Below are 13951 nucleotides of genomic sequence, written 5' to 3' on the forward strand. Positions count from 1 at the left end.
GTTAAGCCTCCGCAAGCTGCAACGCGACGAGAGAACCAGCAGGGTCGGCAGGGTCGTTTGTGCCACGATCCCAGCAAACGAAGTCGTCAAACTTCTTGAATTTGAGCGCGACCTGATCTTCATCGAAGTCTGGAATCGGCGTGTACGACACGTCTCGGTACTCAGCATAAATGCTGCCCAGATTGAGGTGCCCGAAGACCGCAATCGGCGTTCCTGCCGCCGCCGTGGCATCCGGCATTCCCGCAATGAAATGAACCTTGTGTCCAAACAATAGTCCATCTGCGTCTTCTGGCGGGGCGGCAAGGAGGGCGTTCACTCCGGCCAGCCGAAGAACCGACTCGGCGTAAATAGATCGGCTCATAAACCATCGCGGTTTTTCAGGCGTCTTGAACTCGGGTAGCTTTCCCATCGTTTGCGAAAAGTCAGCAGAGTCGAGAGTCGCCACGCTTGTGTGGCCGGATGCCGCTTGCTTGATGCTTGACGTCCGCAAAGCGTTCAGGATGCCAAGAACGAATCCGTCCGCTTTGGTTTGGTCGCCTGCGAAAGCGATTCGGTCAAGTTCCTTAGCGAATGCTCCGCCAGCCGAAAACGCGCAGACTGCGATGAAGTCAACCGCGTCTTCAATTAGCTCCTCTGAAACCTTGAAACAAACGGTTCGCCGGTTCGTGTCTGCAAGCGCTGAGCCAACTCTCAACTCCGCTGCGCCAGGGTTTTCCAGGTCTAAGATTGCAGACTCGCCTCTAGCGGTATGCACGACCAATGGAGTTCGGTCGTTCAAGGTTGGGACGAATGCTTCACAGGCGCTGATGGGCTGCGTATGGCTGAACCTCTGCACAACACTGACTTTTGACGTTTGGTGAATCACTGCGGTGGTGATTGCTTGGTCGAGGTAATACTCAAAGCTCCCCGATTCGGCTTTGGGGCCCCGCTTTTCATTCATCACGGCATGAAAAGCACGCTGCTTTCCAGCGTCCTTGACGATTCGCGAAATCTTCGGGCCGTAGGTGTCTCGGAATTGGTTTAGTTGCTCTCGTGTGACCGACATTTTTTCTATCCGTGAAAGGTGTGTTGCTGACTGCGTTTTTGGTTAGCTGTGGTGCGGATTAGGACTTCTTTCGTCCACGTCGCTTAGCGACTTTTTCTTTCAGTTCAGCCACAACCGACTTTGGCTTTTCCTCGTCGATGTATTCGGCGTATCGCTTTCGCTGAACCAGCAGGTCAGCCAGGCCAGTGGCAACCGTCATTTCATGCCCGCGATGAAATCCAACGCAGTCCGCCAACAATCGAATTCGTCTTTCTCTGCTCATGATTAAATCCTGCGAACGCCGCCGTCCGCTGTCTCCTCTGAGGTTTCGGGCACGCTTCGCAGTTCGCTCAACCGGGCGACTGCCATGATGAAAGTGCCAACCGATCCGTTGCCAGCAGTCGCAATGACTTTCAGGAAACGCAGTCGGTTATCCAAGTTGATTTGGAATACACACGTTTGGTTGTCATCGGTTGCACTTGGTAGTTCCAGCGTCTCACCGTCGATGTCGGTTCCGCCGTCGAAGTCGGCACCAGGAATGTCGGTATAGGTTCCATCGACGGTGTCGCATTCTTGGACTTTCAAGGCGGTCATCGCGATGTCAGTTGCGCCAAGCTGAACTGAGATTTCGCAATACCGGGCACCAATGGTGTCGACCGGTACCGCGGTGGCGGTTGCGTTGTCGAGTGCGGGGCCTGGTGCGATTGCGACGGCGTAAGTTGCTCGTTGTGCGTGATGCATTTCTGTCTCTGTCCGTGATTGAGGAAGTAACTTCGATGTGGCCATTCTGCACCATGTCCACCTAAAAAAAGTCAGTGCGTTTAGTAGACGTACTACAAATCTGCTAAACCCGATTTCGCATCGCTTTCACCACTTGGCCTAGCAACAACTCGGCGCGTTCCAGCCGGTCAAAGAGAGCTTGGTTTTCACTGCTCAACCGTGTAACCGCTGCCGTCAATTCGTCGATCTCGTTGATACGGTGTCCGTGTGCGTCGACTAAAAACGAATCCTTCGCTGTGAAGCTACATGCAATCGCTTTGCATTTGAGATATTGCGTTTTATGGCTGCCGGTGGTCCGGGTGTTGTCCACCCGCAGGATGTCACCGCAGTCAGGGCAGGTGTCACCGCTTCGCATCTCGGTCGCCTCCTTGCGATCGCAGGGCGGTCTCCTGGGCCTCGATGAGTCGATCCATAATCGAACCGGCTCGGCTGTGGATACGTGTCATGCGGTTGGAGGCCATCTCGACGCTCGGCAATATTTCGTCGATCATTCGATTGACCCATACGCAAAGCTGCTCGCCGCTCAGGCGTTCGAAGTCAGGGGCACCGAGAACCAGAGCCATGAAGTCAAGTTGCTGGTCGATTTCTTCAAAGCTCGGTGTCTCGCGTTTGTCATTCGGGGCGTTCATCTGGCTGCTCGCTTTCGTTTGGGTGCTCGTTTCGGTCTCGGCATCGTCGCCAAGATTGCCTTGTGCAGTTCGTCGTGTTCGGATTCGTCGGCGGAGAGGAACGATCTCAGTCCCTCATCGAGTGCGGTCAGTTCGATTTGGTACAAGTACCATTCGCCGGCGTCGGTCTTCCGCAGGACGAACACGGTTTTGTTCGTGGGGTCATGTCCGGCAAGGATTTTTTGGTGGTTGCTGTACTCGACCAGCGCCATCCGGCTGACCGGTTTCGGTGCGGTGGGTTGCTTTGCCATAGCTACCACGCCCCATCGCCGAACTCGGGGTGATATTTGGGGTCGTCCTCGATCGGTTCAGGGCTGAACGTGCAGGTCGCCCCGTCGAACTTCAAGAAGGTTTCGCCCCGCTCTGCGCCACGCATTTTCGAGACGTGAAAGTGAACGCGGGTCTTCGATTCCTGATGAAGCAAAATCACACAGTCGGCGTCTTGCTCGATACTGCCGCTACCCCTCAGGTCCGAGTTGCGAGGGCGTCTCATTTCCTTGCCCTTTTCCGTCTCACGGTTGAGTTGGCTCAGCAACAGAATCGGGATGCCCAGTTCACGCGAAAGCTGCTTGAACGCTCGTGTCGCCTCAGAAACCCGCTCATACTCGCTCTGTTTGCTGTTTGCGGGTTCGATGATTTGTAGGTAATCGCAGGCCAGCAACTTGATGTTGTGGGTCGCCTTCATGACGCGAGCCTCGGCACAAATTGCGTTGAGCGTAGCGCGTCGCCCGATCGGCTCGCTGATCGTCATCGGCATGGATTGTGAAGCGCACTCAGCCTCGACGAGTCGCCCGCCGTGTTGTTCAAGGTCAACCGTATGACCGCTCAGGAACTTCGAGTTGATGCCGGTTTGTCTCGCCAGATACCGCGATGCGATTTCCGCCCGTGGCATTTCCAACGAAACGAAGTGGGCCCCGTGGCTATGCGATGCGATGAACTCGGCAATCTGTTGAAGCATCGCCGATTTGCCAACGCCAGGGCGGGCAGCCATGACATACACACGACCGGGTTGCAGTCCACGATAAACCGCGTCGAACCACTCGATGCCAGTTGGGACGCAAGGTGATCCGCCGTCGCGTTGCGTTTGCTCAATCGCGCCGATCAGGTCCGCACAACATTGGCTCAATTGCGAGATGTGAACCGTCTCGGTCGCCCGTGATTCGATTGCGCCGAGTTCACTTCGAAGCCAGTCGGCAAGCTCACCAGGATCGCCATCGTACGCCCTCGCCTGAAACTGGCTGGCGAGTTGGCAGATTTGACGGCGTACCGCGTTCCGTCGAACCGCAGCCGCGTACAGCTTCGCGTTGGGGGCCGCTTCGGCGTTCTGGTACTGCCGGAAGCCTTTCACGCCGCCGAGTCGATCGAGGAGCCCGCTATCGCGAATCCGGCTCATGACGAGCACCTCGTCGCGGATAGCCTCGCCTGCTTCGTTCATGTCGACCAGCATCGAGAACAACTCTCGGCGAACTTCGCAAACGATGTCGCTTTCGGTGACAGTCAGGCAAGTTTGGGTGATCGTCGCTGGTGCGAGCAACATCGAGTTGATGAGCCCAATTTCGGCAACGCTGGTTTCGATCTCAGACATTGGTCGCCTCCCGCTTTCGCGTCGGGGGCACCATCATGACTGGCGTGTCGTATCCAACGCGGTCACGGTCGTCAGGGGCGTGACCGCCAAACCCCTTCTGCCGTCTCACCCATCCACGGAACGCCGCTTGCCAGTTAACGATCTTCCGCCCGGTGCCTTTGCCCTGCCGCCAGCCGTTGGCCTCGTAGTGGTCCCAGAACTCATCGCAGCATCGAGTCGCGTCTTGGTACTTCTTGGCGTCGAGAGTCTTCGCGTACTCGGCCACGCGACCAACGCTTGCAGGCTTCCCCTCGTCGGGTGCATCGTCGTCGTTTTCGTTTGTGCGCGCGCCTGTATGTTCAGGGTAAGGGATAGGTATAGAAGGTTTTCCGCTTTGCATTCCGCAATGCGTTCCGGATTCGGAATGAATAACCTTTCCGGATTCGGAAAGCTTTCCGCTATTCGTTCCGTTATTCATTCCGCTATTCGTTCCGGATTCGGAATGAATAGGCTCAATCGGAGAGTCATCAAACTGACTAACTTCCGGCGGAATTGTGGTCCAGTATCGCCCCACCTTTCGACCGCTTTCGCGTTCGTAGTGAAGCCATCCAGACTCCACCGCAGCGTTCCTTGCGGCGTTCAATTGCTTGGGGCTTTTGAATCCCAAGACGTCCATCAGTTGGCTGTTCCAGAACCGAATCGCACCCTGATATCGGGCCGAGTCTTCGGTGTGGGCGATGTGGATAATGAGGGTCGCCGCATGGTGCCCGATGTCCTGGATGGCACAACTCTTGAACAGCACTCTCACTAATCGGTGCGCGAAAAACGCCCCTCGGTTCTTTGGGTATTCCATCACTCGGCCTGCGAAAGCTTCTCTTGGTAGAACGCCGCCACAGACTTGTTGTGCGGCCTTAGAACGTGATTGAATCGGGCGAGGCGGCGACGGTACCACTCGGCCTGCGTGCCCTCTACGACGACGACGCCGTTCTCGATGGCGATTCGGGAGCAAGCTGCCCCTGCGGCCAGCAACTCAAAGATGCAGGAAAGCCGGGCGTCTAAAACGCGACCGATCGCAGCTTCGGACCAACCTTCTCGCGTCAATTGGTGAATGATTCGATCGACCACGGCGCGATCGCCGACAAGACGCTGGGTCGCGGTTTCCTCGGCAAGGAACCGCTGAATCGCTTCGGATCGTCTTTCAGCCTCAGAAACAACGACGGTAGTTCTCGTTGGCGTTTGGCTTGTCGGCGGTGATGTTGTTGCTAAACTCATTTCGTACGCTGTCTTCGGTGTGCTGCTTTGCTCGTTGGTCGCCCGCTCCCCAGCTTCGGACCAACACTTGGATTCATGCCCCCGCCGTCTACTTGGCGGCGAGGGGCTTCTAATTCCTAGTAGTGCTTTCCAGACGTTGCCGGCAGCTTCCGCCGTTTAGTCTCTTGCACTTTTGGCGGCGACAAGAATTCCTCAATCGCCTGTTGAGTGATGACCCACCTTGCACGCTGCGATCCCAACGAAGTGTTGGTCGCATGGAGCTTGCCCGCGATGATGAGTGCTCGCACCTGATCGGGCGAACATTTCAAAACCTCAGCAGCTTCGGACGTGTTGAAGGTCTGAATCATTGGTTAAGCCGACACCTGACTGGCTTCGCGCTGACGCAGGTAGCTATCCAGGGTCTCGATACGGAAAACTAAACAGTTCCCCATTCGAATTCCCGGCAGGGGCGCGGACTTCGCAAGACGATCAAAAGTTGATCTTGGGATGCCGAGATATTTCGCGGCTTCGGGGGCTGATAGAGCAGCAGGTGGAATCGTAGTCGTGACCATTCAATTGCCTCACGTGTCGTGTTGTTGACGTGAGAATTGATATGGTCGAAGTTTAGCAATCGCTAGTTTGTCACGACCGTGGCCGGTTCGTGGCCGGTCGTGTTTAAGGTTTTTTATCGCTAGCAGCTTGATGAAAAAAATCGGCTTTTTTTACCGGCCATCGACGTGGCCGGTTCGCGGCCGGTTATTTTCGCTTGTTAATCCATCGAGTTATTGTCGTGTCACTGGGATAGCCGTCGTCTTCTGCAACAGCAGATCCGGCGAACGCGATCAATTGAGCCATGCTGTCGCCGCGAAGTCGCCTTCGGATTGCAGGGCGGTTTAATCCTTCGTCGTGCTTTAGCGATGCCGCGATCCTTGACAACTCGGACTCTGCATTGTTTCTGTCGATCAGAGCCCGAACGTCGTCAGAGGACGTTGCATCCGGTTGGCACCCGTCGTCTTCGCGGTATTCCTGCCACCAGGCCCAAAAGTCCTCGTCGCTCAATCTAGTGAAGTCCATGAGCGGCATTCCTAGCAAGCTCCCTAGCTCCTCATCGCTGACCTGATCGGTATCAGTGCCAGAATCGCGACACCTCGCAGAAAGTCGCTTGATTCGCGCCAGCGATTCCCTGTCGACCGAGTTGATCGACTTGGTGCAAATGTCTCTTGCATCTTTGTGGTCGCCGTCGCTGGCAGCCACGATCGCGCCCGACACTGCAATCGGAAAATTGATGTCGTCGTTAATCTCAAACAACAGTTCGCGGATTTCACTTGCAGTCTCATCTTCAAACGTCTTGGCCATCATCACAGCTTTCGCAATGCTGTGCTTGATTCGGTGCATCTGGTGGATAAACGCATCTGAAACTTGATCGTCAGAGGGCGAAGTCTTGTTAAGGTCAGTAAGTAAGGCGATTGCCTGAGCTTCAAACTCACCGAAACGATCTATGAAGTCGAACGTGTCTCTCAGCGTGCCCGCGAGGGTTTGGCGAATGCAACGCTCAACAGGGGACAGTTGACTCATAAGATCCTCTTTCTTTGATGGCCCCGCCCGCCGCGACTGGTGAAAGAGATACCAGCCGCAGCGAACGACGCCCAATCTGCGAACCGTCGCCCGCGATTGTTTGGTGTCGGTAGCCGTCGCCGCCGATCAGTTAATTTTAGCGATCAACACTTCCGTGGGAAGCTTCATCTTCACCGTCCAATACTTTCCTCGCATGAACCAATTCCGGACGTAGGTGCAAACATCCACGATCCGCTTGGGCGCGATACCGTGTCGGTAAACTTCAGCCATCGATGAATCGGAGTGCCCCATCACGAAGTTCACCGCGATCTGATCTTTGCAGTTGCCCGCGATCGTTTCGAAGGTGTGGCGAAGACTGTAGAACCCCCTGCCCCGCTGGTGCAGCCCGAGCGAATGGTTGAGCTTTCGGAACTCGGTTGAGAGCGGATCGGCTGAACCGGATTCCTTGTACCACGACTGCCGACGTTTGGTAATGAACACGTTGTCTTCGAGCGATGTCGGGGCGTTGCTGAACTTGTTGTCGATGGCGAACTGTAACGCCTCCACCGTTTCAGGCCATAACCACGATGCGCGTTCCACTGCCGTCTTTTCGCGGAGCCCTTCAAGCCAGTTCCGTTTGAAGTCGATCATCGGGATTTGCAGACGTCCACAGTCGGCGTTCCCGAAGCCGCAGTTAATGCCCAGCAAGATCATTGCCCGCATCTGGAAACTCGCCGCGCCGATCATTCGGTGAATCTCGCGGGCGTCGTAAAGCTTCGTTGGCTTCTTCGCTTTCTCAAGTCGTTGACGCTTCTTCGATACTCGCTTGAAGTTGGGGCCGCGGCGAATTGGCCGGTCAATCGCTCCCACCTCAAAAGCGAAGTTGAACACCGCATTGAGCCGGGCGATGTGGCTGTTGATCGACACGGCGTTCCATGTATTCGGAAACGATGCCCGGAACCGTTGAAAGTCAGGGGCGTCGAGCGTTGAAAGCAACCGATCCAGCCCAAAGTGGTCGCGGATGAGGTCACACGCCTTTTGGTAATCTTTGTAGGCCTTCTGGGTCAGGTCGCCGTGTTCAACCGCCTGCTCTTTCGAATCGAGAAACAAGTTCAGTAGGTAGCGGATGTCGGCTTGGGTGTTGTCACGCTCAGGGGCCCCGCTTCGGATCAGGTGTTCCTTGGCAAGCCATTCGTTCAGTGCCCCGATCGGGTCAGACCAACTACCGAAGTAGTGGAGTTTGCCGCGAACCTTCTTGCACCACTTCCCACTTGCATGTGCGGTGAGCGGGAAATCCGGATACGGTTTTTCTGGTTTAGGTGGCTTCCGCTCACTACAACCGTTTGCTACAACTCGCCTCTGCATCGCCCAGCTTCTCCAACAGCTCGGTGGTGAAGCCCTGTTGACGGTACCAGCGCCAAACGGGGCCTTTTTCGGTGTCTTGCATGTCAAAATAGGCTAACAGTTGTAGGCCGGTTGTAGCAAGCACACGAAAAAGCACTCAGCCCCTATAGCTCAGTTGGTAGAGCAACTGACTCTTAATCAGTGGGTCCTAGGTTCGAGTCCTAGTGGGGGCACTGCTGGTAACGGGAACGGCATTCTTGCCTTCCCAAGTGCGTCACACGGTGTTCACACCAGATCGGCACGCAATTGCACCGGTCACCATCACGGCCAAGCATTGTGACGAGTTCGGCGGAGCCCCCTCTCCCCCAAAAGCTTCGCGGTCAAGTTGGCTATTGCGTTCGCGTCATTGTTCAGCCGCCTCGTTCATCCAATCGGAAAGTGCCTGCTCTGGATTTAGCCGTAGAGCTCTCTCAACATTTGAATGATCTGGCGGCATGACTTCCGCGTTTATCACGATCTTCAGACGTTCATTGCCTGAGCCAAAGAGTCCCTCCTCATCGAGTTCTGCCATCGCGAGTTCCATTGCTTTGAGGCGTAGTTCCAGCTCGCTGGCATCAGACGTCGAGTCGCGATCATTCAGCTCTGACCTTCCGATGAAGATCTGTTTCACCGGTTCAAAATATGACTCTCCGTAGAAACAGAAAGGAGAATCAGCGCAAGACCATTTAAGTTCAGCGATGAGGTCATCGCCTCCTCCCTCCGCGTCAACAGCCTCTTTCAGTTTCTCTCTGGACCAAGCAGTTAGATATGGGGTGTGCCCTTCACCAGTTGTGATCAAGGAACAGTAATAAAATGAGTCGTTAGGGTTTTCGCGTAGCATCTCTTCGATCCAGCAGTTCCCGGAGGTGGCCTTTTAAGAAGACGTTTTGTTGAGTGTTCCCTGGAATTGGGGCTGGTTGGCGAGTTTCCGATTTGCATTACCGCCAACCTGAGTTTTGGCAGCTTCGCGTGAGGGCTTCAGTCGCCGTTTCTTGGTTGGCAAAATGACTTGCCGGATATTTTGGCGCGTAGCTTCTCTGGCGCTCTCTTTCGAAAACGTTGATTCGACTCATGCAGATCGTCTTTCCGACGCAGAGCACTACGGAGGCAGCGTGCGATAGCGGCAGCGATCGGTCAGGATGGCTTCCAGGATCGCTTGGTAACTTTGGAACACAAACGATTCGATCGCACTGTGAAGTCGATGCCAGAGATTGCGACGACTCTTCAGCTTGGCTAACACCGCCTGAAACAGAGGGCAGCAGGCCTGCTGGACTTGATCGACCAGAAACGCCAGCATCATCAAGATCAGAAGAACCGTACTTAAGTTCTTCTTGCCATGACCGTAGTTGTGCTCGAAGTGGTAGCCTTGGTTTTTAAGTGTGTTGAACGTCTCGTTCTCGATCCTCCATCGACAGCGGCCACCACGAGCTATTTCGAGAACCGTCTCTGCGGTCACCCCAAGATCTGTTACCCAGCTAAACATCGACTTGATATCGCCGTCGGCGGTCAAATCGCTCTGCCCGACATAGTTAACCAGAAGATCAGGATTGCTTTTGTTAAGCGGGATCTGCTTGGCCCATTGCGTCTCGCTCCGAGAGCCTTTCTTGTCGATCTTCGCGGTGCGAATGACGTGCAAGCGTGATTGATCACCCGCATCAACGACTTGCTCAAACAAGTGTGCGTGGTCACCGGGCTTCGCACCAAGAATGAAGTGGTAGCCGTGTTCTTTGCAGTCCGCGATGTGCGGCGCGTTGCTTGAGAGGCCATCCTCGGTAATCGTCAACTTCAACATCGGATGCTGCTTCTTGATCCGTTTGAGCAAGCGTTTCGTTGCATTTCGCTCGCAGTCGTTCTTCGTTTCTCCGTCCTGCTTGACGATCGGTTCGACTGCCAGCGGGATCACCACACTAAGCTTGGGATGAATCAGCACCGCCACAACTGCCTGGTGAGCGTAGCGAGTGGAGCCGTCCTTTGACTTCTTCTCGAGGCAGTTCTCGCAACGCACATTGGACGAACTGAAGTAACCCGTTCCATCGATTGCGACGAGATAGCCATCGCCGAGAAAGCGAAACTGTTCCAAGACACCGCCACGCTGAAGTTCGGCAAACACGTCCGCGAACGCTTCATTGAGTGCGTCGACCTCGATCGGATCGAGGATCTCTCTGAATTGCGTGTCACTGGGGATCGATTTGATTCCGAAAACGTTTTTCAGCGACGGATCATCATGTCGCTCGCCGTAGGCTAGTAACGACGGATCTTTGAGTGAAAACATTGCCAGACCACTGGCCAGCACGTCAGGCAAAGTGAACGTCAGGTGCGATTGTTTGCGAGGATCCTGGACCGTTTCGAATCGCTGCCGCAGCAACGCAAACAGAGCGTCAGCAGAAAGATAGCGTCTGGTGCGTGGGGAAATGGCAGGGCCCGACATGGTGCATTCCAAATGGCTTGCGAAAACTGTCAGGCACTATCATAGGATGTTTCGGTCACGAAGCGAAACGCAACAGGCCAAGGAGAATCTGGCGAGCCGCTAGCAAAAGCCAAGTCGGCAAAACACGGTGTTTTTCAACAGGCCGGGAACTACTGTCTTCGATCGCGTTTCGTGCCGCGTTGGAAATCGGCTTGGCAAGCTCATTAGGTGTCATCTCTGTTTTATTCCTTTACTCGCGTGGGACCGCCCGTCCAACAGCATTTAGTTCCCTTTGCAGCGCTGCCCTAGTTTCGCGGTCAGCCGATTTGGCATGCGGCGGGGCTAGGAAAACGCCGGTCAGTCGCCGTCGCAATCGCGGATTCAAACAGAGCGAAAAACAACATTGATCTGATTGGGTACCGTCTCCGCATAGCCTGCGCGGAACCTTTTGCTGCGGATTGAGGCTTTTAGCGTCATGCCCTGTCGCAAAATGCTATTCGGCGCAAACGTGGTCGTCTTTTGGCCGAAGGCCATGCGTACCGTAGGCTGGGGCATCGCCCCAGTTTTCAGTTGGCCGATCGCCATCTTTGGCTGAAGGCCATGAGCACTGCCGGCTTTGCGGGACATGGCAGGTGACATTAACCTTCGGCCAATCAGGGCTTTGTGAATCGTGTTCCTGTGGCGATGCCACAGGCTATGGTGTTTGAGGCCTTCGGCCATGTGATTGCATGTCGAGCGGAGGTTGCGTTTCATCGACGTTCGGCGCACGTCGACGGGCTTGATGCCTGAACACTGCCGGCACCTTGCCAGACGCGTCAACTGAAAAGCCCCGAATTGTTTTGCATCTGTCCATCGACGGCTCGTTTGCCTTGCTGTGCTTTGGGAGTTGGACGCACGAACCTGAGTTACCCGCGGCAGCCACAACTAGATTTCTCCTGCTGGGGACGACATTTGCATCATCGCAAGGTCGTGTCACGCTCGGCGATCTACGCGAGCGTGTTGCCTCCGCTGGTTTGACAACGCCCGTGACCGACAGCGATGTCGTGGTGCCAACTCTTTCTGACTTTGAATCGTTTGTAACGATGTTCCACGATCCGTTTCAGTCGATGCGGCAAGTGCCGAATTCGATGATGCTAATGTCTTTCCGAGCCTTGGAGTTCCAATTGCCTTGGCAAATCAGTTTCTAGGTGAAGAGGGCTGTTCTTCAAACACTTTTGGCTCGCGATAGTCGTCTTGGTGCTTGAAGTGAAAGTTTTTCAGGCTCAGTTCGTTGACAAATTCGACGAAGCGAGAGGTGACCAATGTTGCACCGTAAAGTCCGCTCGGACGAAAGATATCGAGTTCTGGAATCGTATGCCGATCCAGCCGGATTCGTTCCACCTTCTCCCTTGCCATGACACGGCATGAATCGCAACCGACAACATTTGACGCCACCACGCCTGATGCTTTCTCGTCGAGTCTTGTGATCGTGTGTGCGATTCGCGCCACGAAGTAGATCGGCGTTGATCGTTCCGTGATAGCGACCTCGACATTTACTCGCTCAAAACGCAAGCCGGTCAGCCCGCTATTGACCCACGCTTCGCGAAACCGATCGCTCAATAAGATGTCCTGACCGTCGGTGCATAGATCCCCAAACTTGTTCGTTGTCAATTGAACAACGAACGGCGGCTGCCAATTCAGCGTCCCGATACGGGTTTCACATTCGGGGCATTTGGGGAACTCTCCGCCAAATTTTTTTCGCCCAACTGCCTTGAATTCAGCAAAGCCCGTTTTCATTGCGCGAACGAATCCGAGGTACTCCCATACATAGAATCCCATGGCTCACACTCCTAAAAGTTAAGGTCAACGCCGGGGATTCGTCTTCTTAAATCGGGTCGCTGATAAAGTCGATGTAGATAGCGAAGAAAGCTTTCTTCAGTCAAGCCGGGTGTGTTCCGGGCAAAGGTGACGACTTCGTCGTCGAGAGCCCTGTGCCACTCTTGATACCCAATATGCTGGCCAGGTGCTGACTGGTATTGCAGGTCAATGCGATTCCGCAACGCAAGGCCATCGAGTCCAATCGCATCTAGTTCACGAACGACTGGGTGCGACACAAGGTGATGGTTCTGGACCTGCGAATTGCGTTTGCTCCAACGGCGGAATCCACTGCGAAAACCAGTTCCATATGCGCGGTTACCCTGAGTCGCTTTAACCCAGCGAGGCATATCCATCGTACCGCCACGTGCTCGATATGCACGGAAGGCTTCCAACCTCTGAGTCAAGCGTGGGCTGACCGCTTCCGGATTTGGGGCATCTACCGGATATCCTTGCGAATTGTGCGCCAGCACGCCAGTCTTGCCGACGTAGTAGACGTGCTCGCCGTAGACTTCGAGGTTGAATACGGGCTCCGGGCCGGGGCGAGCTAGCTTATTTAAGACTCGCTTCGTTTGGCCTGCATAGGTCTGAACTCGTTCGCCAAGTTTCAGTGCGCCGGCTTGAACATAGTCTTTGCGATCAACGGACCAAATTGGGTGATTGCTCGTCGTGCCAATTGACTCTGAATCGCCACGGTCGCCGACCAATAGGTCGATGACTTCGCCACTGGTGTGATGAAAAGTTGCGGTAACAACTTGCCCTGCTCCTGCTGCAACTGAAATGCAGGGAGTGATGTCGTTCACGAACGCTGGGCCTTCGATCGCCAACTCCGGTAGATCCATCTCAACCAGCAATGTAGCCAGCTCATAATTATTCGCCAGCATGGACGCATTCGAAAGCACGAGCTCTCGAAAGAGCGGTCGCAACGGTGACAGCGGCACTTGCGAATTGAACTGCCTCAACACGTCGAGCGAGAATGGCGAAACGGAGTTCGCGGCAGCACTTTCCTTTACAAGAAACTGGATTTGGTTCATTACCCACGATTCAGGCCGGAGCAACTCGATATGCAACTCCGAACCATCCGCCCTAGGCATGACGAGCGATAGCTTGAGCCAATCACTCCAGTTCGGTTCTTCGCAAGCTTCGCGTTCGCCTTGCGATCTCTGCGGATTGCGAGCCAGCACCCGGTCTCCAACTCGCAACTGTTCGATTGGTTTTGTTGCGATACGCAACTTTGCGTCGTTGCCAGACCTAGCCGCGAAAATGACGTCGGAACGCATCGCCCCACGATCGCCCGCCGCGTGACTCGATCGAAAGCTAGGGAGCGTGAGGAGCACAACGCTAGACACTACAACTAGACCAGCGGCCAGTCGCAGCAGGCTGCGATTATTTTTGGGTCGTGGAGGAGGCGGCAAGTGAATTTACCTCAAGCCTTGCGTGATGCATAACGAACATGTCAGCCTACC

The 13951-nt window shown here is 54.9% G+C and carries 19 protein-coding genes and 1 tRNA gene; 2 read left to right on the top strand and 18 right to left on the bottom strand.

Annotated elements, in window-relative coordinates; genetic code table 11:
- Position 1: 1 nt before the first annotated feature.
- From CGZ80_RS01380 to CGZ80_RS01440, 13 genes are all read right to left on the bottom strand, one after another.
- Positions 2-1045, bottom strand: a complete 1044-nt coding sequence (locus CGZ80_RS01380; protein WP_094410984.1) for a phage major capsid protein — start codon at positions 1043-1045, stop codon at positions 2-4.
- A 58-nt stretch (positions 1046-1103) separates the two neighbouring features.
- Positions 1104-1307, bottom strand: coding sequence for a hypothetical protein (locus CGZ80_RS01385; RefSeq protein WP_094410985.1), 204 nt, complete (start codon positions 1305-1307; stop codon positions 1104-1106).
- Positions 1308-1309: 2 nt separating this feature from the next.
- On the bottom strand, positions 1310-1765 hold the full coding sequence (locus tag CGZ80_RS01390) for a hypothetical protein (protein ID WP_094410986.1): 456 nt from the start codon (positions 1763-1765) through the stop codon (positions 1310-1312).
- A 103-nt stretch (positions 1766-1868) separates the two neighbouring features.
- Positions 1869-2159: a hypothetical protein gene (locus CGZ80_RS01395; RefSeq protein ID WP_094410987.1), complete on the bottom strand. Its 291-nt coding sequence runs from the start codon at positions 2157-2159 to the stop codon at positions 1869-1871.
- A complete protein-coding gene (locus CGZ80_RS01400; protein ID WP_094410988.1) occupies positions 2146-2433 on the bottom strand; it encodes a hypothetical protein in 288 nt (95 codons plus the stop codon). Before CGZ80_RS01400 ends, CGZ80_RS01395 begins: the two co-directional genes overlap by 14 nt.
- On the bottom strand, positions 2430-2723 hold the full coding sequence (locus CGZ80_RS01405) for a hypothetical protein (RefSeq protein WP_094410989.1): 294 nt from the start codon (positions 2721-2723) through the stop codon (positions 2430-2432). Before CGZ80_RS01405 ends, CGZ80_RS01400 begins: the two co-directional genes overlap by 4 nt.
- Positions 2724-2725: 2 nt before the next feature.
- Positions 2726-4057 (bottom strand): replicative DNA helicase, encoded by a 1332-nt coding sequence (locus CGZ80_RS01410; RefSeq protein ID WP_094410990.1) that lies wholly within the window; start codon positions 4055-4057, stop codon positions 2726-2728.
- Entirely contained in the window at positions 4050-4889 is an 840-nt protein-coding gene (locus tag CGZ80_RS01415; RefSeq protein WP_094410991.1) for a hypothetical protein, read from the bottom strand. The genes CGZ80_RS01410 and CGZ80_RS01415 overlap by 8 nt, the downstream gene beginning before the upstream one ends.
- The gene (locus CGZ80_RS01420; protein ID WP_094410992.1) at positions 4889-5308 is read right to left on the bottom strand and encodes a hypothetical protein; all 420 of its coding nucleotides are present in this window, start codon (positions 5306-5308) and stop codon (positions 4889-4891) included. Before CGZ80_RS01420 ends, CGZ80_RS01415 begins: the two co-directional genes overlap by 1 nt.
- 116 nt (positions 5309-5424) lie before the next feature.
- Positions 5425-5655, bottom strand: coding sequence for a helix-turn-helix domain-containing protein (locus CGZ80_RS01425; RefSeq protein WP_094410993.1), 231 nt, complete (start codon positions 5653-5655; stop codon positions 5425-5427).
- Positions 5656-5658: 3 nt separating this feature from the next.
- Entirely contained in the window at positions 5659-5859 is a 201-nt protein-coding gene (locus CGZ80_RS29185; protein WP_094410994.1) for a helix-turn-helix domain-containing protein, read from the bottom strand.
- A gap of 184 nt (positions 5860-6043) precedes the next feature.
- Complete coding sequence (locus CGZ80_RS01435; protein ID WP_094410995.1) at positions 6044-6862, bottom strand: hypothetical protein; 819 nt, start codon at positions 6860-6862, stop codon at positions 6044-6046.
- Between the two features lie 126 nt (positions 6863-6988).
- Positions 6989-8206 carry a tyrosine-type recombinase/integrase gene (locus CGZ80_RS01440; protein ID WP_094410996.1) on the bottom strand — a complete coding sequence of 406 codons (1218 nt, stop codon included), beginning with the start codon at positions 8204-8206 and terminating at the stop codon, positions 6989-6991.
- A gap of 139 nt (positions 8207-8345) precedes the next feature.
- On the opposite strand from CGZ80_RS01440, the gene CGZ80_RS01445 reads away from it, so the two are divergent.
- Positions 8346-8418: transfer RNA gene (locus CGZ80_RS01445), tRNA-Lys, on the top strand.
- Positions 8419-8588: 170 nt separating this feature from the next.
- On the opposite strand, the gene CGZ80_RS01450 is transcribed toward CGZ80_RS01445, so the two are convergent.
- From CGZ80_RS01450 to CGZ80_RS01460, 3 genes are all read right to left on the bottom strand, one after another.
- Entirely contained in the window at positions 8589-9065 is a 477-nt protein-coding gene (locus tag CGZ80_RS01450) for a DUF4303 domain-containing protein (protein ID WP_094410997.1), read from the bottom strand.
- 258 nt (positions 9066-9323) lie between these two features.
- Positions 9324-10652 (bottom strand): transposase, encoded by a 1329-nt coding sequence (locus tag CGZ80_RS01455; protein ID WP_094410998.1) that lies wholly within the window; start codon positions 10650-10652, stop codon positions 9324-9326.
- Between the two features lie 360 nt (positions 10653-11012).
- Positions 11013-11384 carry a hypothetical protein gene (locus CGZ80_RS01460; RefSeq protein WP_143543688.1) on the bottom strand — a complete coding sequence of 124 codons (372 nt, stop codon included), beginning with the start codon at positions 11382-11384 and terminating at the stop codon, positions 11013-11015.
- Between the two features lie 86 nt (positions 11385-11470).
- Between CGZ80_RS01460 and CGZ80_RS01465 the strand changes: the two genes are divergently transcribed.
- The gene (locus CGZ80_RS01465; protein ID WP_094411000.1) at positions 11471-11818 is read left to right on the top strand and encodes a hypothetical protein; all 348 of its coding nucleotides are present in this window, start codon (positions 11471-11473) and stop codon (positions 11816-11818) included.
- Here the strand turns inward: CGZ80_RS01465 and CGZ80_RS01470 are convergent.
- Together CGZ80_RS01470 and CGZ80_RS01475 are read right to left on the bottom strand one after the other, a co-directional pair.
- A complete protein-coding gene (locus tag CGZ80_RS01470; RefSeq protein ID WP_094411001.1) occupies positions 11808-12449 on the bottom strand; it encodes a double-CXXCG motif protein in 642 nt (213 codons plus the stop codon). The genes CGZ80_RS01465 and CGZ80_RS01470 overlap by 11 nt on opposite strands.
- An 11-nt stretch (positions 12450-12460) precedes the next feature.
- Positions 12461-13765 (bottom strand): polymorphic toxin-type HINT domain-containing protein, encoded by a 1305-nt coding sequence (locus tag CGZ80_RS01475; RefSeq protein WP_094411002.1) that lies wholly within the window; start codon positions 13763-13765, stop codon positions 12461-12463.
- Between the last annotated feature and the right edge of the window lie 186 nt (positions 13766-13951).

Source organism: Rhodopirellula sp. MGV, assembly GCF_002251265.1.
GTDB lineage: Bacteria > Planctomycetota > Planctomycetia > Pirellulales > Pirellulaceae > Stieleria > Stieleria baltica_A.